The following is a 22,102-nucleotide window of genomic DNA, read 5'->3' as shown; positions in this document are numbered from 1 at the left end:
TTAAGCTTCTTCAGCTTCAATGACGATTGAGGAATCATTGTACACCGCGGTATCGGTTTCCTTCGTCATTTTACTTGTTAACAGCCCTGCGGTCATACTGCCGCTCACATTTAAGGCGGTACGCCCCATGTCAATTAACGGCTCAATTGAAATGAGCAGCCCGGCAAGCGCGACAGGCATGTTCAAAGCGGATAGGACGAGCAGAGCCGCAAATGTCGCGCCGCCTCCCACGCCTGCTACACCGAATGAACTGATTGCCACGATGGCGATGACGGAGATGATGAATCCCGGTTCAAACGGGTTTTGCCCTACTGTCGGCGCAATCATCATCGCGAGCATCGCCGGGTAAATGCCGGCACAGCCGTTTTGACCGATCGATAAACCGAATGAACCGGCGAAGTTCGCAATTCCTTCAGGGACCCCCATGCTTTTTTGCGTTTTAATATTAAGCGGCAAAGCCCCTGCGCTTGAACGGGACGTAAACGCAAACACCATGACAGGAAATGCTTTTTTCACGTATGTGATCGGATTTAAACCGCTGAACGTAATCAGCAGCAAGTGAATGATAAACATGACGATAAGCGCGGCGTATGAAGCGATCACAAACATCCCCAGTTTCGCAATGCTGTCGATGTCGCTTGTCGCGATCGTCTTTGTCATAATCGCCAATACCCCGTAAGGCGTCAGTCTTAAAATTAATGTCACGACGCGCATAATAATCGCGTATACCGCATCGACAATTCCGCTGAACGTCGCGGCATGCTCCGGCTGCTTCCGTTTCACGCCCAGAAAAGCGATGCCGAGGAAAGCGGCAAAAATAACGACTCCGATGGTGGAAGTCGGTCTGGCTCCCGTGAAATCAAGAAACGGATTTCCCGGCAGAAGCTCAACGATTTGCTGAGGCAGCGTTTTGGCCGTCATATCCTCAGATTTTTGCTGCAGCTCCTGGCCTCTTGATAACTCGGTGCTTCCCTGGTCGATATGAACGGCTTTCAAATCAAAGGAAAGCGCCGAAACAATTCCGACTGCCGCGGCAATTGCTGTCGTGGCGATCAAAATTCCGATGATCAGTCCGCTGATTTTCCCGATGTTATGGGTCAGTTTCAGCTTCGTAAATGCGCCGAGAATAGAAATAAAGACTAGCGGCATGACGATCATCTGAAGCAATTTGACATAACCGCCGCCGGCGATATTAAACCAATCAGCCGTTTGTGTCACGATATGTGAAGCCGGCCCGTAAATCAATTGCAGTGCAAAACCGAATACAATGCCTAGTCCGAGCGCGGTAAAGACACGTTTAGAAAAGGAAACGTGTTTTTTTTGCATGACAAACAGACCTGCTATAAGCAAAAGCATAATCAAAACATGTAAGACTACAAATAAATTCTCCAAAACAGGTAAACACTCCCTTGCTCATTATCCTTTAACACTATATTATATCAATTCCGATCGGTCAAGTAAGGATTGACAATATATGTATTTTTATTGATTTTTCTCTTTTCTTTCCACCCTTTCTCTAGTAACTTATATAAGGGTGATTGTTATGCTGAAGGAACTGTTTCTTAATTTAACGATTTTAATCACATTTAATTATCTGTTCACCCTTCTTTTTAAAGAGTCGCTTTCGTATAAAGAAGACCGTCCGATGTTTCAATTACTGAAGGGAACGGTCTGCGGACTTTTAGGGGTTTTTCTGATTGTTTTCGGCTTTTCTTACTCCGATTCCATCATTGATCTCAGAAATATCCCCATTATCATCGCCGCTCTTTACGGAGGCTGGGTGTCTACGGCAGCCGCCTTTGCGATTATCGTCGCAGGCCGTATCCTGATCAATTTCAATGCCAGCGCCATTTTTTCCATCGCCGCAGTCGGGGTTATTGCGATACTTTCGGCAGCCGTCCTCAGAGGAAAAAAGCCGGATCATAAAAAGGCGTTCGTTATGCTGCTTTTTTCAAATGTTATTTTCACCCTGACGCTGCTGTTTCTTATGCCTGAGCAGCCTGCCGGGGCCCTCGTTTATTATTGGCTCATTTCCGTCTTGGGCGGAATGCTGTCACTGTATATCATTAAACACGAAGCCGATGCCCGCGTTTTGTTCAAGCAATACAAGTTTCAAGCGAATTATGATTTTCTGACGGGGATTTTTAATAAGAGAAAATTCGAGGACGTCTCGCGCGTTCTGTACGATCGGGCGTCTCAATCCCCCTCGTCTCAGCTCGCGCTTATTTATTTGGATATTGATCACTTTAAGCAGATCAATGATCAATACGGGCATTATGAAGGGGACCAAGTGCTGAAGGAACTGGGGGCACGCCTGAGGTTCTTACTCAGCAGTTCTCATACGTCAGCCCGCATCGGCGGGGAAGAATTTGCCGTGCTTATGCCCAATTGCACGTATACAAAAGGGCTTCACCTCGCAGAGGAAATCAGGCACACGATTGACGCGGACCCGATTCTGCTGACGAGCGGAGATACAATTCCCGTGACCGTTTCCCTCGGCATCGCGCATTATCCGACAAATACACCGGACCCTCAGACATTGCCCCTGATCGCGAACCGGATGCTGTACAAAGCGAAAACATCAGGACGCAATCAAGTGTGCAGCACTGAAAAAAAAGAATGATCGCCCGAAGAGGAAATCATTCTTTCTTTTCAGTGAGAAAGCCGCCCCTCAGGAAAACGGGAATCAGGCTGCCCTCATATTCTTTTTCAATCAACGCCGCGGTATCATCTGATTGATACAAAGACAGGAGTTTTTGCATCCGTTCATCATCTTTATCCTCAGCTCTGACGGCGATCAGATGAATATACGCTTCCTTCATTTGCGCCATCGGATCAGCGCGTCCTTCTCCGCATGAAATCCTGCTTTTTTCGCCTCGCTTTGACTGAGAACTGCTGCGTCAGCATGTTCCGCCGCCTGATAGGCGTTCTTTTTTGTTTCCGTTTTTAAGGTCAGATGCTTCGGGTTGTCCTTGATCATATCAGTTGAACCCGTACCGGTGAATCCCTTTTTCAATGTAATCAGTCCGGCCTCCTGCATGAGAAAAAGCGCCCTGCCGAAGGCCGCCGCTTCATCAGGCACGGCAATGACCGCTCCGTCCGGTATATCCTTCAGCCGTTTATGTTGCTTGGAATACACCCCCAGCGATGCCGCATATGTCGTTCCTAAAGGAGCCAGCTTCTTTTTCACATGAGGCTGCAAAGATTTAAAATTAGTAACGGATTGAAACGCATTGGCGTCGAGATCCCCGCCGGCAAGTGCCAAATCGGCCTCGGCATAATCCGAAAACGTTACCAAAGAAAGCTGCAATCCTTCCTCACCGGCTTTTTTCGCGACAAACTCCCAGATCGATTGATCAGATTCATTGATTCCGATAGTAACGGTCCGGTTCCCATCAGGATAATGGCATGAAGTAAGTGACATGATCAAAATGAAAAGAAACAGACTGTTTATAAGCCGCAGATTCAAGTTGACCTACTCCCTATCTATTTTTATGTACAGAGGCTGCACCATGGTATTCGAGCTCATGATTACATACAATACCGATTAAAAAAAGGGTTGTCAATTGCTTCCTTAAGAGGCTGCAAAGCGGTTTTTATCAGCTGAAAATGGGCTGTTCTGGTCTCAAATCAGATTTCGTATCAGAGCGTTTTCCTCTTAAAACATGTTATTTCGAAAAAAGTTACATTTAGCAGTTGTTTTTTCTTCGGATTGCTGGTAGAGTAAAGGTAATTATTTTTGTTCGAACTATCTTTAAGAAGAAAGTTTTGTAAGAGTTTTCGTCTTGGAAGTTTGTTTTAGAGCAAGAATAGTGAATTTAAGCGTTATGTCGCTTTAGGAGGAAATTTCATGTTAGAAGGTAAAGTAAAATGGTTCAACTCTGAAAAAGGATTCGGATTCATCGAAGTAGAAGGTCAAGACGATGTATTCGTTCACTTCTCTGCTATTCAAGGCGAAGGCTTCAAAACTTTAGAAGAAGGCCAATCTGTTTCTTTCGAAATCGTTGAAGGAAACCGCGGACCACAAGCTGCTAACGTAACAAAAGCATAAATTGTTTAAAAAACCTGCCGGTGTACGCCGGCAGGTTTTTTCATCTAAAACGAAAAGCTGTTTTGCAAAGGCAAAACAGCTTTTTTATATCAGGTGGCAATATCCCGTTTTAAGAAGACGCCGAATGCGAGCGCCAGAAAAATAACGAAGTAAATCACAAGCATCACAACAGAAAATGTCATCGTCATCCCCTCTACTAAAGGAGTCCCGTTCATATATTGCGACAAATCCGTGTTCGCAAATAAAATATATTTGGTCCATTCAAATTTCGCAGCAAGAAATACCGTCGCCGTGTTCCCCATAACCAATAGAAAAATAGAAAATCCGACCGCTAATGAGCTGTTCCGGAATACCGCAGACAGCATAAACGCCATCGTCGCAAGCATAAAAGCGGAGACAGATTCATAGACATATGTTTTAGCGAGGAAAGCGATGATATTTTGCTCAAAAACATGGCCGTCTTTGTATACGAGATGAACATCAGCCGCAGTATCTCCGCCTGTACCGAAAAAGACCAATCCCAACAGAGCGGAGCCGGCAAATAAAATCACAAGCATCAGCAGTCCGAACAGCAGCACCGTCATATATTTAGATAGCAAAATCTGAAAACGGCTGAGCGGACGGATGGCCAGCAGCTTGATCGTCCCCCAGTTGAACTCATTCGCCACGATGCCTGCGGCAATGATAATCGTAAACAGCCCGGTCAAAACAGTCATCATCGAAGAATCAGCTACGTATGACCACACTGTGTACCCTGTATCCTCGGGGATGTTATGATCCATACGGTATTGATTTATCGCGACATTCTGTTTCAGGTTATCAATGAGCGTCTGATTTCCGGTTTCCTTCATCTGCTGTTTCATTTCTTTGTTTTCGGCCTGGAGCTCCTGTTTCCAATTCGGATTGGCTTCACTCGAGGTGAAATGGTTTGACAAAAGCGCAAAACCGATCATCGAAACGCCTAAAATCACAATCATAGCCCACGTCCCGACGCGGCTGAAAATTTTTATCCATTCATTATAGATCAGCTTAAACATATTGAACCTCCTCTTTCGTCCCGCCGGTAATCTCCAAGAAACGGTCTTCCAAAGATTTTGTCATGATTTTCACTTCATATAAGCGGATGTTTTCACGGACGAGCAGTGATATCACATCAGGCACTTCCTGTTTGGACAGCTGGATCTCAATGCCGTTTGTCTTCTTCACACAGTCAAACTGACTCAAAACGGCAAGAGCCTCTTCTCTTTGTTCAATATGGAAGTAGTATGTATCTTTATCCTCTTTTCCTTCATCCCTTACTTTTTGAATATCGACAAGCTCTCCTTTTTGCAGAATGCCGATTCGATCGCACATTAGCTCCATTTCTGACAGAAGATGGCTTGAGACGATGACAGCCATTCCTTTTTCACGTGTCAGCTTTTTCAGATGGTCCCTGATTTCTCTGATGCCGGCAGGATCGAGGCCGTTTGTCGGCTCATCCAGAATCAGCACCTTAGGATTATGCAGCAAGCTTTGGGCGAGGCCGAGACGCTGTCTCATCCCGAGAGAGTAGGTTTTTACTTTGTCATGTATTCTGTCCTGCAACCCGACGAGCTCGATGACCTCATCTATTTTTTCTTTCGTAACGCCTTTTACCATCCTTGCGTACTGCTGTAAATTTTTATAGCCGCTCAAGAATTTGTACAGCTCCGGGTTTTCCACGATGGCTCCGACGTGCCTGACCGCTTTTGAATAGTTTTTCGTAATGGATTCCCCGCAGATTACGATGTCTCCCTGAGACAGTTTCATTAATCCGACCATCATTCTGATCGTAGTGGTTTTCCCCGCTCCGTTCGGCCCTAAAAATCCAAACACTTCGCCTGCCCGGACGGAGAAGCTCAGATCATGAATAATCGTTCGTCCTTTTATCGTTTTCTTTACCTGTTGCAGTTCTAATACCGTTTCCAATTAGAATCCCCCTTCTATTTCGTGCGCCTGCATGACGCTTCTATACCATTGCAGCACGGACATTCCTTCCTGTTCCCGAATTTCTTCGACCTCGCGCCGTTCAGCGATTTTCCCTTTTATGAAAACCATCACTTCGTCTAACAGTGTCTCAATCTCGCCGATCTCATGCGTGGCGATGACGACGATCTGGCTGTCAAAATCAATATAAGATACGAGACTGTTGACAATCGACTCCCTGACCGCCGGATCAAGACCTGAAAACGGCTCATCCAGCAGAATGACCGATGCTTTTCTCGACAGGGCCAAAACGATTTTCAGTCTGCCCCGGCTGCCTTTGGACAGCTCTTTTACCTTCTGCTCCGCTGAAAGATTCATTTCCGCTAATAGGTTATGTGCTTTTTCCAGCTGAAAATCCGGGAATTGCGAATGATAAAATGTGAGCATATCACCGACAGTCGTCCGGGCGGAAAACATATCATGTTCGGTTAAATAAGCCGTACGAAACAGCATGTTCCTGCTTACTGCGCAGTCTCCCATCCGGACGGCACCCGATGTCGGGAACGCAAGCCCGGCAAGCATTTTAAGCGTTGTTGATTTACCGCTTCCGTTCGGCCCTAAAATTCCGTAGATTTTACCCGGAGACAATGAAAATGATACATCGCTGACCGCGATCCTGCGGCCGTATTTTTTTGTTACGCGTTCAAAATCAAGATTCATCGTTTGCTTCCTCCGCATATTGTTTGATCCCGTCGAGCATTTCCTCAGGAGATAACCCCAGCTCCGCCATTTCCTGAATAAAGCGTTTGAAAACGTCTTTTGTCAGCCTGTCTTTCAGCTCTGCTTTCAGATCGGATCTTTCCGCTATAAAGGTTCCCTGTCCTCTTCTCGTCTCCACGATCCCCAGCCTTTCCATTTCACTGTACGTTCTTTGTATCGTGTTCGGATTCACTTTCATCTGTACGGCCATCTCCCTTACGGACGGCAGTTTGTCCCCCGGTGAAAGCTCACTTCTGATCAGCCGGTAATATATACGATCGGCAATCTGCAGATAAATCGGCTTGGATGACTGAAATTCATTCTCCATCATTACACCTCAACCTTTCGATTCAGCAGCATAGAGGCCAGCGCGAGACAGAGCGCTGCAAGCACGATCACTGCCAGGAAGCTGAAAAGCGAAATGTGGACGGCTTTCAGCTCCATCGTCCATCCGGTCAATTTTGTATAATGAAAATGAAAATTCGCATACACTTTTACCGGCCATAAATCATGTTGAGATGAAGTGAAAGGCGTAATGATTTTATCGTCAATATAGGTCCAGACAAACGCAAGCACGATGCAGATCACCCAACGGAGGACGGGAAAATGTTTTAATGAGTGAAAAACAGTCCAAAATACGGCCACGATCACAGATAAGTACGCTGAACTGATCAGCAGGTAAGCATTCAGCCCGGTTAATGTGCCGGCCAGGGGAATGGTGTGTTCCAGCACTCCTTTTGCAGAAAGCATCCGGTACATCCAAATGCCGTAACCGGTCAGCGCCAGCTGCCCGATCAACTGATACAGCAGTGAGGCCGTCAGTTTGGAAGCCAGCAGATAAAATCCCCCATTCGGATTGTAAAGCCACAGCTGATTTTTTCCTTCTTTATGAAGGTGATAGTACATAAAAAGCGGCGCTACAAGAAATTGAAAAAACCCCATTGCCGTAAAAAAGCCGAAAATGACGAGCGGTTCTTTCTGACGGGCAGCGATGATGTGAGCTGCAAACGCCCAGCAAATCATGCCGCAAAGCCACACCGCGAGCCAAATCCATGAAACTTTCGCATCTTTTTTCAGCAAACCTAAAAACGATGTCATTCTTTCTCTCTCCATTCGGATCAAGTGTATGAGTAACATAGTACACTAGATCATCATGTATTACAATATCTTCAATAAAAAAAAGACAAATCCGCTCTTACGCGGATTTGCCTTTTCAATTACTTCTTTTTGTTTTTTAAGGAGAGCAGCGCATCACGATAGCTGCTATCCTGCATTTTGCCGCCGCTATCAGGATCGTTTGGTTCCTGATCCGTCTCAGAAGTCTTAAACTTCTGAAGCGCCTGACGGTACACATCATCGCCCATTGTATTCTTTTTCTCACGGGGAGATTCAGATTTTACAACGACGGGAGCATGCTCGGCTGAGCGCTCCTCGGCCGGATCATGCTTTTCCGGCTGTTCGGCTGTAGTGCCGATCGCTTCTCTCTTTTCTTCTTTGACATTCTGTCCTGCAGAAGTGCTGCGGACATTGAATGTGATAAGAAGTGCAATCACAATGACAGCAGCAATAACCGCTATAATAATGGCCATATAACCCTCTCCTTACTGTCGTCCGGCAGTTAGATTACCAGTGACCTGGCTGACACGTCTGCCAAGCGCACGGCCTAATTGAAGGCCTTCTTCCGTCATCAGCACATCGCTGTCAACCGGGCATGTGACGCCTGCGCCGTAGTAAGACCCGTACAGCGCGTTTTCAGGAACGTTGCCGGGAAGACCGACAACAATCATGCCTTGGTGAAACATAGGAGTGATCAGATTGTGCATTGTCATTTCTAATCCGCCGTGTGTTGTCGCCGTCGTACAGAATACAGCGCCGACTTTATCAATCAGCTCGCCTTCAGCCCACAGATAGCCGAGTCTGTCGATCCACGCTTTTAAGCCTGAACTGATGGTGCCAAAGTGTCCCGGGCATCCCCAGATAATGGCATCCATGTCTTTCAGCTTGCGGATGTCTGCTTGATCGACATGGTCGATCAGGACTTCAGCCTCAGCGTTTTCTCGTGCTCCTTCGGCAATGGCTTCAGCAAGATGTTTTGTGTGTTCGCCTTCACTATCGTACACTACGTAAATTTTCATTCAGGAAACCTCCCATTCAGATGATTAAGATTCCTTCACTTCTTTAGGGGCCGGAAGCAATGACAGCTCCTCTTTTTTCTTCGCCCGCTGTTTGTCTTTCCGTACGTCACGCAAGAACAGGCTCAGGACTACGCCGATAACCGCAAAGATCGTCGCCCACATAAACGCGTCATTAATCCCCATAACGTTGGAATTAAGTGAAGCTGTTTTGTAGAGATATGAATAAACGGTTTGTTTCGCCGCATCAAGCGACATGTTCATGTTGACCATTAAATTCGAAACCGCGCTTTGGAACGACTGCATGAAGCTTGGATCAGCCGTGCTTGTTTTATCCGCAATCTGCGAATAATGCATTGTCGTACGGTTCGTATAAATCGTTGTAATCAAACTTGTTCCGATTGATCCGCTGATCTGGCGGAGCGTGTTGCTCATCGCCGTGCCGTGGCTGTTCAACCGTGCCGGAAGCTGGTTCATTCCGGCTGTCATAACAGGCATCATTAACAGTGACATACCGAATGCGCGGATGGCATAGACAAGCATGATGTGTGTGTAAGGTGTGTCAATTGTCAATTTTGTGTACTGGAATGTCGTTGCGACCGTGATGACCAGCCCGATAATCGCAAGCGGTCTCGGACCGATTTTGTCAAACAGAATACCGGAAATCGGCGACATGATCAGCATGACAATCGCGCCCGGCAATAGCAAGAGACCCGATTGCAGCGCCGTAAAGCCGACTAAGTTCTGCAGGTAAATCGGAAGCAGGAACATTCCTGTGTAAAGCGCAACGGTAATAATGATATTAATGACACTGGAAAGTGAGAAAATATCATATTTAAATACCCGGAAGTCGAGCATCGGTTTTTCAGAGCGCAATTGCTGAATGACAAACGCGGCAATCGCGATGACACCGACAATGACGGTAGACAGCACGATCGGATCTCCCCAGCCGTCGCTGCCCGCTTCACTGACTCCGTAAAGCAATGAGGCGAATCCGACAATAGATAGAATCGCACCCAAGCTGTCGAGTTTGATTTTTTGCGGTTCCACCAAGTTCTTAAAGAGGAAAAACGCTATGATAATAACGATTGCCCCGATCGGAACAAGGCCGTAGAACATAATGCGCCATGTGTAATGCTCGATGATCCAGCCGGAAAGAGTCGGTCCGACTGCCGGAGCAAACATCATCGCAAGACCGAAAATTCCCATTCCTTTCCCCCTGCTTTCAGGCGGGAAGATAAGCAGAATGGTTGTCATGACCAGCGGCTGCAGGATACCGCCGCCGACCGCCTGAATTAACCGGCCGATCAGCATGGTTGAGAAGTTAGGCGCGATTCCGCAGACTAACGTTCCCGCTGTAAAACAGAACATGGCTACGAGAAAGAGGCTTCTCTGTCCGAACCGGGTAATTAAGAACGCAGATAACGGAATCAAAACACCGTTGACCAGCATGTATCCGGTCGTAAGCCACTGAATCGTCGTCGCACTCACACCGAACTCGGTCATTAAGTGCGGCATTGCCACGTTAAGAAGCGTTTGGTTCAAGATCGCCAGGAATAACCCGGCCATAAGCACAATAAGCAATGTTTTAGGACTTTTTACTTGATTATCTGATTTAGCCACCTAAGACAACCTCCCTTCATGGTTTGATGACTGATCTGTATTATTCAGAGATTTTTACAGATGCGTTCATACCAGGAAGCACCTTGTCAGATGGGTTGCTGAGTGAAATTTTAACTGGAACTTTTTGCGTTACTTTAGTGTAGTTGCCGCTTGAGTTTGAAGAAGGCAGCATATCAAATGTTGAATTTGTCGCATAACCGATTTCTTCTACTGTTCCGTCAAATGTTGTATTAGGATCGCCGTCAACAATTACGTCTACTTTGTTTCCTACTTCAATGTCTCTAATGTCTGTTTCTTTAATGTTTGCAGTGATGTAAAGGTGTTTCATGTCAATTTCCTGGGCAATTGTCGTACCGGCTTGCACCATTTGGCCGTTTTTCACTTCGTTTTTCACGATTGTTCCATCCATGATGGCTTTTACGTCAGCATTTTGCTGTCCTTTAATTTTTGCAACAACGTCGTTTTTGCTTACTTCTTTCCCCTCATCAAGGTTCCAGTCAGTTACTTTACCCGCAGCAGGAGCTGTGATAGCAGCCATGTCGCCGGCAACTTTCGCTTCATCGGTTTTTACATAGTGTGTGCTTTGATAATAGTAGTAAGCACCTCCGCCTATAATTGCAAGAACAACAATCAAACCGATAATGTTGGTCAGAATTAAACGTCCTCTGTTCATTTTGTTTTCTCCTTTCGTTTCTTCCTCTATCATTTTGTGGAATGATGATAAAAATATGTGGGGATTTTTTTATTTTCCGTTTTTCACTGCACAGCCGTTTGCAAGCTTCGTTAAACTTTCCGCAAGCTTGCGCAGGTACTGCAGTTCAGCGGTATTGAGCTGCCGGTATAAGACCGCCGCTTTTTCGGCATATTGAACAGCAGCTTTCTTTAGAAGTTCTTCCCCCTCTTCGGTTAACTGAATCATAACAACACGCCGGTCGTCGTGATAGTCGCTCCGAACCATTAGGCGGCGCTTATACAGAATATCGGTCATTCTCGTGACAGACGCCGGTTTCAGATCAAGCGACAAAGCCAGCCTTGAAAGCTGCGTGCTTTTGCTCTTATGTATTTTGAACATCAGCAGATACTGCAGCACTGTAATATCAAATGGTTCAAGCACTGTCTCCAGAATCATTTTCTGCTTTTTGTAAATCGATCTGGAAGTATCAAACAGTTGTTCAAAACTGAGCAAAGCGAGCTCTGATTCAATCACCGTATTTTCACCTCATTCCCTTAATAATAGTTCACAAGATAAAATATTAATAAATGAAAGAAGGTTTGTAAAGAGAAAAGTTTCATTTTTTAAGGATTTTTTTTATGCCGTTTTTTCTCTTTATTTTTAATTTAAAAAAGCCGGGTGAAGAACCGCGGCCGCACGATTCTTCACTCGGCTTTATATTTAATACGATGCTTTGCTTATACCGGCTTCCTCATTTTTAAAAAAGCTTTTCAGCGCTTGAAATACGTCCGATTTCTGTTTCAGGATGTAGTATTTAAATTTATCATCTTTGACATTTTTATAGGCGGACATGAGGGTGGAATGCCTGTTATATTGATTGACCTCCCCGTAACAGAACAGATTCGATTTTTTCATGATGTCATTGACGAGCTTTACGCACCGGGCGTTATCCGAAGTCAGGTTATCTCCGTCTGAAAAATGAAACGGATAGATGTTGTAGCGGGCGGGGTCATATTTTTCATCAATTAATTCAAGAGACTTCCGGTAAACGGAGGAACAGATGGTGCCCCCGCTCTCGCCTTTCGAGAAAAAATCTTCTTCCGACACAACCTTCGCTTCCGTATGGTGGGCGATAAATTCGATATCAACCGTTTCATACTTTGTCCGTAAAAATCGTGTCATCCAAAAAAAGAAGCTCCTCGCCATATACTTTTCCCATACGCCCATCGAACCGCTTGTATCCATCATGGCTAAAACGACAGCTTTCGATTCCGGCTTCGTCACATCATTCCATGTTTTGTATTTCAGATCTTCCGGATAAATAGGGTAAAACGACGGCTTGCCTGTCATGGCGTTTCGTTTATAGGCCGACAGCATCGTCCTTTTCTTATCGATATTCCCTGTCAGCCCGGTTTTCCGGATATCATTGAACTCGATATCGGTATGGACGATATTGTCCCTTTCCTTTTGCTGCAGATTCGGCAGTTCTAATTCCTGAAACAGCGCTTCTTCCAGATCCATCAATGAAACTTCCGCTTCATAATAATCCTCGCCTGCCTGATCGCCTGCTCCCTGGCCTTTTCCGGCGCCCTGCTTTTTATCTGCGCCGTCTCTTGCGACGACATCGCCGACTTCGCTGTCGCCGTCGCCTTGGCCGACATGTTTATTTTTATCATAGTTATAACGGATTTTATATTCATCAAGCGAACGAATCGGGATTTTCACGACATCTTTTCCGTTGGACATAATAATGCTTTCCTCAGTGACAAGATCCGGAAGGTTGTTTTTTATCGCTTCCTGCACTTTCTTTTGGTGGCGCTGCTGGTCGTCAAAGCCTTTGCGATGGAGGGACCAGTCTTCCTCTGAAATCAAAAAATTTCCGCTGTCATTACGGGACATGAATTCCCCTCCTTAACCGTTATGGTCGTTTTACATGTGTATTCCGGCTTGGTCCTGTTTATGAAACAAGTCCGGCGAAAAGATTTATTTTTATCTTATGCCGGCCGGACTCTCCAATTGACAAACAATTGCGAAAAACAGACAAAAGAACCCGTCCTTTTACAGACGGGCCTCTCGATGAAATCAAATATCAGCGGTTTAACAAGCTTCCGACATACTTCAGCAGTTCATTAGCGCTAGTCGAATTATAGCCGTGTTCATCTATTAACCTTGCCACTACCTCATTGACCTTTTTAAGCTGCTGTTCATCCGGCGTTTTGGTGGAGGTCGTAATTTTCACTACATCTTTTAAGTCTGCGAACAGCTTTTTCTGAATCGCTTCGCGGAGTCTTTCGTGCGAATTATAGTCAAAGCGTTTTCCTTTTCTTGCATAGGCGGATATGCGGATTAAGATTTCTTCGCGGAACGCTTTTTTCGCGTTTTCTGAAATGCCGATCTGCTCTTCAATGGATCTCATCAGTTTTTCGTCAGGATTCATTTCTTCACCCGTCAGCGGATCGCGAAGCTTATTTTTATTGCAGTACGCTTCCACATTATCTAAATAATTGTCCATAAGAGTTTTCGCGGATTCTTCATATGAATAGACGAACGCCTTCTGCACTTCTTTTTTGGCGATGTCATCGTACTCTTTCCTGGCGGCGGAAATAAAATTCATATACCGCTCTTTGTCCTCGGCGGAGATGGACGGATGCTGGTCGAGTCCTTCTTTTAAGGAACGCAGCACGTCAAGCGAATTGATGGATTCCATATTTTTTCTGATAATCGTTGAGGAAATGCGGTTGATGACATAGCGCGGGTCAATTCCGCTCATTCCTTCATCATGGAATTCCTTCTTCATATCCTCCAGATCAACGGAATTGTAACCTTCAACGCTTTCTCCGTCATAGAGCCTCATTTTTTTGACGAGATCAATATCAGAGCGGTTCGGTTCCTTCAGCCGGGTCAAAATAGAAAACATCGCGGCCACTTTTAATGTATGGGGGGCGATGTGTACGTCAGAAACATCACTTTCAGAAATCATTTTTTCATAAATCCGTTCTTCCTCTGACACCTTTAAATTATAAGGAACAGGCATCACGATGATCCTGGAGTGAAGGGCTTCGTTTTTCTTATTGGCGATAAACGAGCGGTACTCCGTTTCGTTCGTATGCGCAACAATCAATTCGTCGGCGGAGATGAGCGCAAACCGTCCGGCTTTGAAATTCCCTTCCTGCGTGAGTGACAGAAGGTGCCACAGAAATTTTTCATCGCATTTCAGCATTTCCTGAAACTCCATCATTCCGCGGTTCGCTTTATTTAATTCACCGTCAAACCGATAAGCGCGCGGATCTGATTCCGAGCCGTATTCGGCAATCGTCGAAAAATCAATGCTCCCCGTCAAGTCGGCGATATCCTGTGATTTCGGATCAGACGGGCTGAAGGTTCCGATTCCGGTACGTTTGTCCTCCGAGAAGAATATACGTTCAACTTTTACATCCTCAATTCTGCCGCCGTATTCTTCTTCAAGCCGCATGACATTAAGCGGAGAAAGGCTGCCCTCAATTCTGATGCCGTATTCTCTGTAGAAGTCGTCGCGCAGATGATGGGGAATGAGATGGAGAGGATCTTCATGCATCGGGCAGCCTTTAATGGCGTAAACAGCACCGTTGTCTGTCAATGAGTAGGCTTCAAGCCCTTTTTTCAGCATGGTGACAAGAGTTGACTTTCCGCCGCTGACGGGTCCCATCAATAGTAAAATCCGTTTTCTTACATCGAGCCGCTTTGCAGCCGGGTGAAAGTATTCCTCCACGAGCCGTTCCAGAGATTCCTCAAGGCCGAACAGCTCCCTCGAGAAAAAGCTGTATGTCTTTTTCCCGTCATCCTCCTCGATTCCGCTGTCTTTTATCATATTAAAAACGCGAGAATGAGCAGACTGCGCGACCAATGGATTTTCTTTTATGATCTCCAAATAATCAGCGAACGTCCCTTCCCATTTGAGACGCTGCTCTTCCTCTCTGTACTTTTCAATTTTCTTTAATATATCCATAAGAACCTCCTCTATCATGGTTAATGCACTAGAAATAAGGTACTTTGTTACAATCTATGCGGTGACGTGATAATACATGCTTTTCGTTTCTTAAAAATAAAGACGTTATAAGGCCGTCATTGACAAGGGTCCTGTGCACCGTTCATAATGAAAGAAATACAGTTTCATCCAGACTCGGACATCAAATGGAAAAGCAAAGAGGAGGAGACATGATGAAAACGATCATTTTACTTGGGGTCATTCTCACTTTTTTAGTATCCATTTTTACGGCGGGTTACGACAGCAAACCTGAAAACAAATAACGGCAAAAGGGTGCTCTTTATGGAGAGCACCCTTTCCTGTACAACATAACAATGTTTCATATTTGAATATGTTCTTGGACAGTTGATTTTTCATGAGACTTGCAGCTTGTTTGATACTCGATTTTTCCGATTTTGCACCCCGGGCCGATTTCCACACGCTTCCCTCTGACAATGTCCGCTTCCGTGAATTCGAGGTAAATTGCGTCTCCTTCGATCAATTCAGCAGAAAGCATGCCGGGTTTCCGTCTGACGGTGATCGATGTGCCGCCGATTTCTTTCACACGGCTTCGGTCATAACGCAAATGGATGTTTACGTCCCCTGCGTTTAACAATCCCGCCACATTGATACATCCTGTTACATGAAGCAGCTCCGTCTCGCAATCGCCGCCGACGGCGAGACTGCCTTTTATATGACACTGCTCTCCCGCGGCCCCGCCGCCAATTTCAGCAAGTCCTTTCAGCCTCATCCTGGCGAAACGCATGGAGCCGCCGACTTTCAATGTGCCGATCACATTTGCTGAATGTGCTGATAAATCTCCTGCAACTTCATGCTCTCCGAAAATTTTCAGCCTGTTGATCTCGGCATCTCCGAGAAAAAGTCCCGTGCCGAATATCCGGCAGCGTTCGCTTTGAAGTCCTTCGCCGACAGTTCCTTCCCCTTTAATGGTTACATTTTGGTAGGAACCGCCGGAGGCGTGTCCGGCTCCGTACATTTTTAAATGACTCAATTTTTTTGTCGTTTCCATCGCAGCTCCTCCTATCGTTTCACGACTTTGTTAACCAAAGCGAAAGGATCACATGTAAAATCGCCGCTGTATTCCACCGTCCCAATGGTGCAGCCTGCGCCGATCCGCACATGATTTCCGCGGACTGTCTTCGCGTTCGTGTCCGCCAATTCAATGATGTCACCTTCAATCAGCTCTGCTGTCAGCACCGGGGCCGGCATCAGCTTAAAACGCGTAAGCACGCTCTTTCTGCTCATCACTTTCAAATGGCGGCAGCCGATTTCTTTCACCCGGCTCTCTCCCGCCGCCAGCTTAATACTGACTTCATCGGCATTCAGCAGGCCGCCGATCTTGCATTTGCCTTCCGAACGGAACGTCTCTGTCTCGCAATCGCCTTCAATCCCGGCTTTCCCGGATATGAAAATATCATCAGCTTTCACACCGCCGCCGAAAGATGAAAATCCCGCGACGTTCAGCCGCTCCGTTTTGACATCACCTTTAATGACACCCGTTCCGTTGATACGGATGGATTCAGCTTCGGCACTGCCGGAAATTTTCCCCGAACCGCTGATCGTCAGCGTTTGCGTCTTGACATGTCCGTCTGTTTTTCCGCTGCCGTTAAACAAAAGGCTCGTGCACTCCACATCACCTGACACCGTGCCGCTTCCGTTGATCTCCACTGTATGAAAACGGCCTCCTTTTGAACTTCCCGAACCGTTAATGATTAATTTATCTGTTACTTCCATTGATGGTCCTCCTGCATCCATTTCGTTTTTAATTCTTCCGATGCCGCAGCAAGCGCTACCCGTTCAACCACTTTGACAGTCGGTTCAAATAAAATATGTTCCGCGTCTGCGATGAAGCACGTCGTTACGCCGAGCTTTCGGAGCATGACAAGCTCCGTATTCGCTTTCAGCTCGGAAGCCTCATACGTTTTCAGCACCCCTGCCGCCAATTTTCCTTCCTCAAGGCTGATATTGCCCGATTGCAAAAGCCCTTCAAGCACATATAAAGACAGCAGCGCGCGGGACGTGAATGTCACGCCGTCTTCGCCATAAACTTGCAGCGCGGCTTTTGAAATCAGTCCCTTTTGAAGCAGTTCCGCAGACGTTATATTGACATCAGTCATTTGCGGAGACAGCATTTCTCTCATTTCATCCAGAGACAGATTTTCTTTCATTTTCTGTATTTTTGAGATGCGTTTTAATATTTCCGCCCTCGGAAAAAATGTTTCCTGGCCTGTAAACGTCGATTTTCGGATAAACCATTCTTCAGGAATTAAATTTTTCCGTTTCCACCGGTACAGCTGCCCGTATGAAATTGATGTTTCTTCCAGCAAATCTTTTTTAGAAATCAGTTGTTCCTCCATGAATCCAGCTCCTTCGATGAATGTATTGTAACATAACACTGTTACGTTGTTAAGGCTGAAAATATAAAAATGCCGTGAACCGCTGCTGCCCGTCTTTTTATTCAATAAAAAAACGCCCGGATGCGGGCGTTTTTTCTCACGTCAAATCTCTGTAATTTTGCTGACGCAGCGCTTCATATACAAGAATCGCGGCCGTGTTGGACAGGTTTAATGATCTCACATGCTCGGTCATCGGCAGACGCAGGCAGCGGTCCATATTGTTTTCGATCAATTCTTTCGGAAGTCCGCTCGTTTCTCTGCCGAATACGAAGAAAAAGTCTTCCTCTGTATTTGAGTAATCAAATGATGTGTGCGGCTTTTGGCCGAATTTTGTAATGAAGAAAAACTTTCCGTTCTCATATGCCTCAAATAATTCTTCCAATGAATCATGATATACGACGTTGACGAACTCCCAATAATCGAGTCCGGCGCGCTTCAGCATTTTATCATCGGTTGAGAATCCGAGCGGGCGGATCAAATGAAGCGTTGTGTCTGTTGCCGCACAAGTACGTGCAATATTTCCCGTATTGGCCGGGATTTCGGGTTGATATAAAACGACATGTAATGCCACGATGTTCACCTCTGTTTTTTATTCCGCCCACCATTATATCATTAATTACTCTTTTGTCGTATCATCCGTAATATGAAAAAACGCATATCTGATGGAAGGAGTATACGCCGTTGAATCCTCATATGACCAATATCTCATTCTGCTGTCATACGTTTGGGCATTGACGAGCGGCATATTGCTTTTATCTTTTGCGACCACGATCGCCGTATGATTAAAACGGCCGTCTCCTTCAAAATCATAGCAAATGATATCTCCGGGCATCAGTTCTTCAGCTCTTGATACTTGCAATGCGCGGAGCCCTGCCTTGGATTGGGCCAGATACATCTTCATCGAATGCGCGACCGTCCAGCTGTAGCTCCACGAGCTTGCCTTCATCCACCAGCCTGAGCCTCTGTTCGGATGCCCCCGCATCGGTGCTTTTCCGGCATGTAAACATTGGGAAATAAAATTGGTGCAATTATCGCTGAAATTTTTATAAGCGGGATTTCGTTTATTCCAAAACTTCTCCGCGTACTGCACGGCAGCCAGACGGTCGTATTGAAACGCCCGCCCGAAATCTTCCCGTTCACTCCGCTCATATTCAATTACGCTGTTTCCGTCAGAAAATCCCGCCGGTTTTTTCTTTACTTCCCGGTCTTTAATCAAAAGCTCATCATAGAGAAATGCAATCCGTTCCTCAATCTGCTCTTCTAAGTAAAGGTGTCCGTCATGCTCCTTGCACAAATATTCGAAATGAATCGTGTACATGACGCATAACGTGCCGTCGTCCTCAAGACTGCTTTTGACAATGACGGCTTTTGCCTTCGCCTTCACGATATCAACTTTCCGTTTTTCAAACAGCTCTTTTTTTCTCGTCAGGACCTCAAGATCGCCGGCCTGCCCATTCTGCCTCATCTCGGTTCCGTTGATTAAATAATGAAGCCGGGCCTCCGCTAAATCTTCAATAATATGCTTCAAGCGCTCCACCCACCATACGATTTTATAAAGAAAAAACACTTGAACTCCGGCCAAGTGCTTTTTCTCTATACATATGTCAGGACCGGCCGGTTTTAGTCTTATCAGAAACCGATAACAGCTCCAGTCCCTTTTCAATTTCCCGTATGGCGTCCTCATCCTGCTCCTTTTGAAGCGCTTTTTCTAATTCCTCCGCATAATCAGGATCACCGATTTTCCCGATGGCCCAGGCGGCCGTACCCCTGATGACGGGGCGCGGATCTTGGTGCATCAAGGCCGTTAATTCCGGAAGAGACGAGGCATCTTTAAAATGAGCCAAAGCTAAAATCGCATTCCGCTGTATCGGCTTCTTGCCGCGCCATGATCCCGATACATGTCCGAATTTTTCTTTGAATTCGCGGTTGCTTATGGTCAAAAGCGGCTTTAACAGCGGCTTTGCGATTTCCGGATCAGGCTCCATCTGCGGATGAAGATGAAAATCTTTCCCCTTATTAATCGGACAGACCGTCTGGCACGTGTCACAGCCATACAGACGGTTTCCGATTTTCGTGCGGAACTCATCCGGCAAAAATCCCTTTGTCTGGGTCAGGAACGAAATACAGCGCTGGGCGTTAAGCTGTCCGGGATTGACGAGTGCGCCGGTCGGACAAGCGTCTAGACATTTTGTGCACGTACCGCACATATCTTCAATCGGCACATCCGGTTCAAAGGGCAGATTGGTGATCATTTCAGCCAGATAGACGTAAGAACCGTATTCAGGCGTGGTGATCATGCAGTTTTTAGCGCTGAAGCCGATTCCCGCCCGTTCAGCCACGGCCCTGTCGGACAATTCTCCTGTATCCACCATTGACTTTGTGCGGATATCCTCATGTTTGCTTTGGAGAAAATTTTCCAGCAGATCAAGCTTTTCCCGCAGCACATCATGATAATCCTTCCCCCAGGAAGCTCTGCAAAAAATGCCGCGCCGCCCGTCTCTCGTGCTCCTCGGCGCATCTTTCATTTTGGAAGGATAAGCAAGGGCGATGGCGACGATTGATTTGGCTTTCGGGAGAAGCAAAGACGGAGTAACCCGTTTTTCAATATCCGGCTCTTCAAAACCGGATAAATAGCCGAGTGATTCCTGAAGAATCAGCCGGTCCCGCAGACTGTCGAACGTATCAGCCGTTGTAAACCCGATTTTGTCAACTCCGATGCTTTTGGCGTATTCGATTAATTCCTCTTTCAGTTTATGAATATTCATTTTTTGCACAGCCTCCTTTCTTTGTGATCAGGCTCCCGCACGGGTATAATAGAGTTTTATCATCCCGAAATGGAGTGAACACACTTGAACATCAGTTTAGATCCACTTATTGCTGAACGGGTGCCGGGGATCAAAGCGGCAGCCGTCTTATATGAACAGATCGAAGTCGGGCCTGCTCCGCAAATGCTGAAAGGCCGCCTCCGTTTATTTCAAGAATCTCTTTACTTTGATTATGCTGACGGCGGTATAGATGAGCAGCCTTTTGTTAAAGAGTGGGCGCGTATGATGGAACAGCTCAGTCCCGCCTTTTCAGGACAAAAAACGCCGATGGAGCTTATGCTCGGCGATATTTCCCGGGAACGATTCATTGAAAGTGTGAATTCAGCCCATGATACCATACTTTTTTTCTCCTTGAAATATTCATTGCCCATCATGGCGTATGACGCCGCAGAAATAGATGAACCGATTTCGATTACAATCGGAGAAAAAGAACACGTACTTGCTTTCTCCGACTCTGGCGGCATTTTCGGCGGCCTTACCGGACATATCAACACCCGCCCTGTAACAACCGGCACAAAGAAAATGCTGCAGCTGATCTTTTTCCCGCCTTCATTTCATGCCGACGCGGCGGATGAGCTGCTATCATCTTTAACCAAAATGTTTGAACAAATTCACGGAGGCACGCATACCGTCTCTTGGCTTTCATAAAAAGACACGCCTTCGTGTCTTTTTTCACATAAAAAAACGCAATACTTCGTTTATCAGAGAAACGAAACACTGCGTTAATAACGTATGTATGGAGCGGGTGATGAGAATCGAACTCACGACATCAGCTTGGAAGGCTGAGGTTTTACCACTAAACTACACCCGCATCAAAGTTTTTTGTCAGTACCGATTTGATGTTTCTAATATTACATGTATATTTTTTTTTCGTCAAGGGAATGTTAAAAAATTTGTCGAAAAAAATTCTTTTTTTGTCCACATGTTAAGTTAGGTTTACATTTTGTTAAGAATCTCATACAATATAAAAAAGAAGAAAACTTGAGGTACGCCCTGATGATGAAAAATAAAGTAAAAGAGCTGAGAGCCAGATTCGGCTATTCTCAGGAAACGCTCGGAAAAGAAGCCGGAGCCACCAGACAGACGATTGCAGCGATTGAAAAAGGAGATTATGTGCCTTCACTCTTATTGGCGCTTAACATCTGCCGGGCTTTCTCCCTGCCGATGGAGGAAGTTTTCTGGCTGGAGGAGGAGAAAAAATGAGTTTGAAAAGAAAAGCGTGTTTTCACCTTGCACTCTACGGATTGGCCTGCTGGACGCTTATTTCCTTTATGGAAGCGGCGCCGCGGATCGCTCAGTTTTTCCAAACGGAGGGGAGCGGTTCATTTGAGCTGAATATCACTCCGTTTCTGCTGTTTACCGTTTGTGCCGCATTGTATATCTATGCCGAAAAGAAAAAACGAAACGGCAAAAAGCACAGGCTTGTGCCCGATGAATTTGAGGAACAGGATGAAAGAGAACGAATGATGACGGCTAAAGCTTGCCGTTCCTCGTATATCGCCGTTTACTTCTCATTGCCGGCCGCAGCCGTTCTGCTTTTGTTTTATCCGCTGATTCAGCCGCATCTACCTTTTTTTCCGATTCTTTTGATTTTCATTCTGATGATGATTCAGCATTTGGCTTATGTTTTCACTATTCATAAGCACGGCAAAAACTCCGGTTCATGACAGATCCG

General features: G+C 45.9%; 24 protein-coding genes, 1 tRNA gene and 1 pseudogene. 5 read left to right on the top strand and 21 right to left on the bottom strand.

Going from position 1 to position 22,102, the window contains the following annotated elements:
* Positions 1-1,392 (bottom strand): L-cystine transporter, encoded by a 1,392-nt coding sequence (locus G9F48_RS00265; protein WP_165408843.1) that lies wholly within the window; start codon positions 1,390-1,392, stop codon positions 1-3.
* Between the two features lie 151 nt (positions 1,393-1,543).
* Here G9F48_RS00265 and G9F48_RS00260 point away from each other — a divergent pair, with 151 nt between their 5' ends.
* On the top strand, positions 1,544-2,623 hold the full coding sequence (locus G9F48_RS00260; protein ID WP_165408842.1) for a GGDEF domain-containing protein: 1,080 nt from the start codon (positions 1,544-1,546) through the stop codon (positions 2,621-2,623).
* A gap of 16 nt (positions 2,624-2,639) precedes the next feature.
* Here G9F48_RS00260 and G9F48_RS00255 read toward each other — a convergent pair.
* Positions 2,640-3,469: pseudogene (locus G9F48_RS00255) on the bottom strand (MetQ/NlpA family ABC transporter substrate-binding protein).
* A 381-nt stretch (positions 3,470-3,850) separates the two neighbouring features.
* Here G9F48_RS00255 and cspB point away from each other — a divergent pair.
* Positions 3,851-4,051 (top strand): cold shock-like protein CspB, encoded by a 201-nt coding sequence (gene cspB / locus G9F48_RS00250; protein WP_003155376.1) that lies wholly within the window; start codon positions 3,851-3,853, stop codon positions 4,049-4,051.
* Positions 4,052-4,140: 89 nt separating this feature from the next.
* Here cspB and G9F48_RS00245 read toward each other — a convergent pair whose 3' ends face one another.
* The 18 genes from G9F48_RS00245 to queG all read right to left on the bottom strand — a co-directional run bounded on the left by G9F48_RS00245 (position 4,141) and on the right by queG (position 20,367).
* Positions 4,141-5,088 (bottom strand): ABC transporter permease, encoded by a 948-nt coding sequence (locus tag G9F48_RS00245; protein ID WP_003155377.1) that lies wholly within the window; start codon positions 5,086-5,088, stop codon positions 4,141-4,143.
* Positions 5,081-5,998: an ABC transporter ATP-binding protein gene (locus G9F48_RS00240; RefSeq protein WP_101562845.1), complete on the bottom strand. Its 918-nt coding sequence runs from the start codon at positions 5,996-5,998 to the stop codon at positions 5,081-5,083. The genes G9F48_RS00245 and G9F48_RS00240 overlap by 8 nt, the downstream gene beginning before the upstream one ends.
* Positions 5,999-6,715, bottom strand: coding sequence for an ATP-binding cassette domain-containing protein (locus tag G9F48_RS00235; RefSeq protein ID WP_165408841.1), 717 nt, complete (start codon positions 6,713-6,715; stop codon positions 5,999-6,001).
* Positions 6,705-7,082, bottom strand: coding sequence for a GntR family transcriptional regulator (locus G9F48_RS00230; RefSeq protein ID WP_071392067.1), 378 nt, complete (start codon positions 7,080-7,082; stop codon positions 6,705-6,707). The genes G9F48_RS00235 and G9F48_RS00230 overlap by 11 nt, the downstream gene beginning before the upstream one ends.
* A gap of 2 nt (positions 7,083-7,084) precedes the next feature.
* A complete protein-coding gene (locus G9F48_RS00225; protein ID WP_069473224.1) occupies positions 7,085-7,852 on the bottom strand; it encodes a hypothetical protein in 768 nt (255 codons plus the stop codon).
* Between the two features lie 119 nt (positions 7,853-7,971).
* Positions 7,972-8,343, bottom strand: coding sequence for a hypothetical protein (locus G9F48_RS00220; RefSeq protein WP_025284468.1), 372 nt, complete (start codon positions 8,341-8,343; stop codon positions 7,972-7,974).
* 12 nt (positions 8,344-8,355) lie between these two features.
* Positions 8,356-8,889: an NAD(P)H-dependent oxidoreductase gene (locus G9F48_RS00215; protein WP_003155386.1), complete on the bottom strand. Its 534-nt coding sequence runs from the start codon at positions 8,887-8,889 to the stop codon at positions 8,356-8,358.
* Between the two features lie 24 nt (positions 8,890-8,913).
* A complete protein-coding gene (locus tag G9F48_RS00210) occupies positions 8,914-10,509 on the bottom strand; it encodes an MFS transporter (protein WP_003155387.1) in 1,596 nt (531 codons plus the stop codon).
* Between the two features lie 40 nt (positions 10,510-10,549).
* The gene (locus G9F48_RS00205) at positions 10,550-11,215 is read right to left on the bottom strand and encodes an HlyD family secretion protein (protein WP_007610259.1); all 666 of its coding nucleotides are present in this window, start codon (positions 11,213-11,215) and stop codon (positions 10,550-10,552) included.
* A gap of 36 nt (positions 11,216-11,251) precedes the next feature.
* A complete protein-coding gene (locus tag G9F48_RS00200; RefSeq protein ID WP_003155389.1) occupies positions 11,252-11,716 on the bottom strand; it encodes a MarR family transcriptional regulator in 465 nt (154 codons plus the stop codon).
* A gap of 186 nt (positions 11,717-11,902) precedes the next feature.
* Positions 11,903-13,081: a sporulation protein YhbH gene (gene yhbH / locus G9F48_RS00195; RefSeq protein ID WP_014417268.1), complete on the bottom strand. Its 1,179-nt coding sequence runs from the start codon at positions 13,079-13,081 to the stop codon at positions 11,903-11,905.
* Between the two features lie 190 nt (positions 13,082-13,271).
* Positions 13,272-15,167, bottom strand: coding sequence for a serine/threonine protein kinase PrkA (gene prkA / locus G9F48_RS00190; RefSeq protein ID WP_069473222.1), 1,896 nt, complete (start codon positions 15,165-15,167; stop codon positions 13,272-13,274).
* Between the two features lie 358 nt (positions 15,168-15,525).
* A complete protein-coding gene (locus G9F48_RS00185; RefSeq protein WP_165408840.1) occupies positions 15,526-16,215 on the bottom strand; it encodes a hypothetical protein in 690 nt (229 codons plus the stop codon).
* Between the two features lie 11 nt (positions 16,216-16,226).
* The gene (locus G9F48_RS00180) at positions 16,227-16,940 is read right to left on the bottom strand and encodes a polymer-forming cytoskeletal protein (protein WP_165408839.1); all 714 of its coding nucleotides are present in this window, start codon (positions 16,938-16,940) and stop codon (positions 16,227-16,229) included.
* Positions 16,931-17,563 (bottom strand): YhbD family protein, encoded by a 633-nt coding sequence (locus G9F48_RS00175; protein ID WP_077721979.1) that lies wholly within the window; start codon positions 17,561-17,563, stop codon positions 16,931-16,933. Before G9F48_RS00175 ends, G9F48_RS00180 begins: the two co-directional genes overlap by 10 nt.
* 136 nt (positions 17,564-17,699) lie before the next feature.
* The gene (gene trmL / locus G9F48_RS00170; protein ID WP_007610253.1) at positions 17,700-18,182 is read right to left on the bottom strand and encodes a tRNA (uridine(34)/cytosine(34)/5-carboxymethylaminomethyluridine(34)-2'-O)-methyltransferase TrmL; all 483 of its coding nucleotides are present in this window, start codon (positions 18,180-18,182) and stop codon (positions 17,700-17,702) included.
* Between the two features lie 36 nt (positions 18,183-18,218).
* Positions 18,219-19,130: an amidase domain-containing protein gene (locus G9F48_RS00165; RefSeq protein ID WP_094296108.1), complete on the bottom strand. Its 912-nt coding sequence runs from the start codon at positions 19,128-19,130 to the stop codon at positions 18,219-18,221.
* 76 nt (positions 19,131-19,206) lie between these two features.
* Positions 19,207-20,367, bottom strand: a complete 1,161-nt coding sequence (queG, locus tag G9F48_RS00160; RefSeq protein ID WP_029973233.1) for a tRNA epoxyqueuosine(34) reductase QueG — start codon at positions 20,365-20,367, stop codon at positions 19,207-19,209.
* Between the two features lie 84 nt (positions 20,368-20,451).
* Between queG and G9F48_RS00155 the strand changes: the two genes are divergently transcribed.
* Positions 20,452-21,075 (top strand): hypothetical protein, encoded by a 624-nt coding sequence (locus G9F48_RS00155; protein ID WP_022552809.1) that lies wholly within the window; start codon positions 20,452-20,454, stop codon positions 21,073-21,075.
* 89 nt (positions 21,076-21,164) lie between these two features.
* Here G9F48_RS00155 and G9F48_RS00150 read toward each other — a convergent pair.
* Positions 21,165-21,238, bottom strand: a tRNA-Gly gene (locus G9F48_RS00150).
* Positions 21,239-21,426: 188 nt separating this feature from the next.
* Here G9F48_RS00150 and G9F48_RS00145 point away from each other — a divergent pair.
* Together G9F48_RS00145 and G9F48_RS00140 are read left to right on the top strand one after the other, a co-directional pair.
* Entirely contained in the window at positions 21,427-21,630 is a 204-nt protein-coding gene (locus G9F48_RS00145) for a helix-turn-helix transcriptional regulator (RefSeq protein WP_003155407.1), read from the top strand.
* Positions 21,627-22,094 (top strand): hypothetical protein, encoded by a 468-nt coding sequence (locus G9F48_RS00140; RefSeq protein ID WP_165408837.1) that lies wholly within the window; start codon positions 21,627-21,629, stop codon positions 22,092-22,094. The genes G9F48_RS00145 and G9F48_RS00140 overlap by 4 nt, the downstream gene beginning before the upstream one ends.
* Positions 22,095-22,102: the final 8 nt, after the last annotated feature.

Origin of the sequence: Bacillus sp. EKM420B, assembly GCF_011065565.1 — a bacterium.
GTDB lineage: Bacteria > Bacillota > Bacilli > Bacillales > Bacillaceae > Bacillus > Bacillus velezensis.
This window is presented reverse-complemented; position numbering and strand designations above follow the sequence as displayed.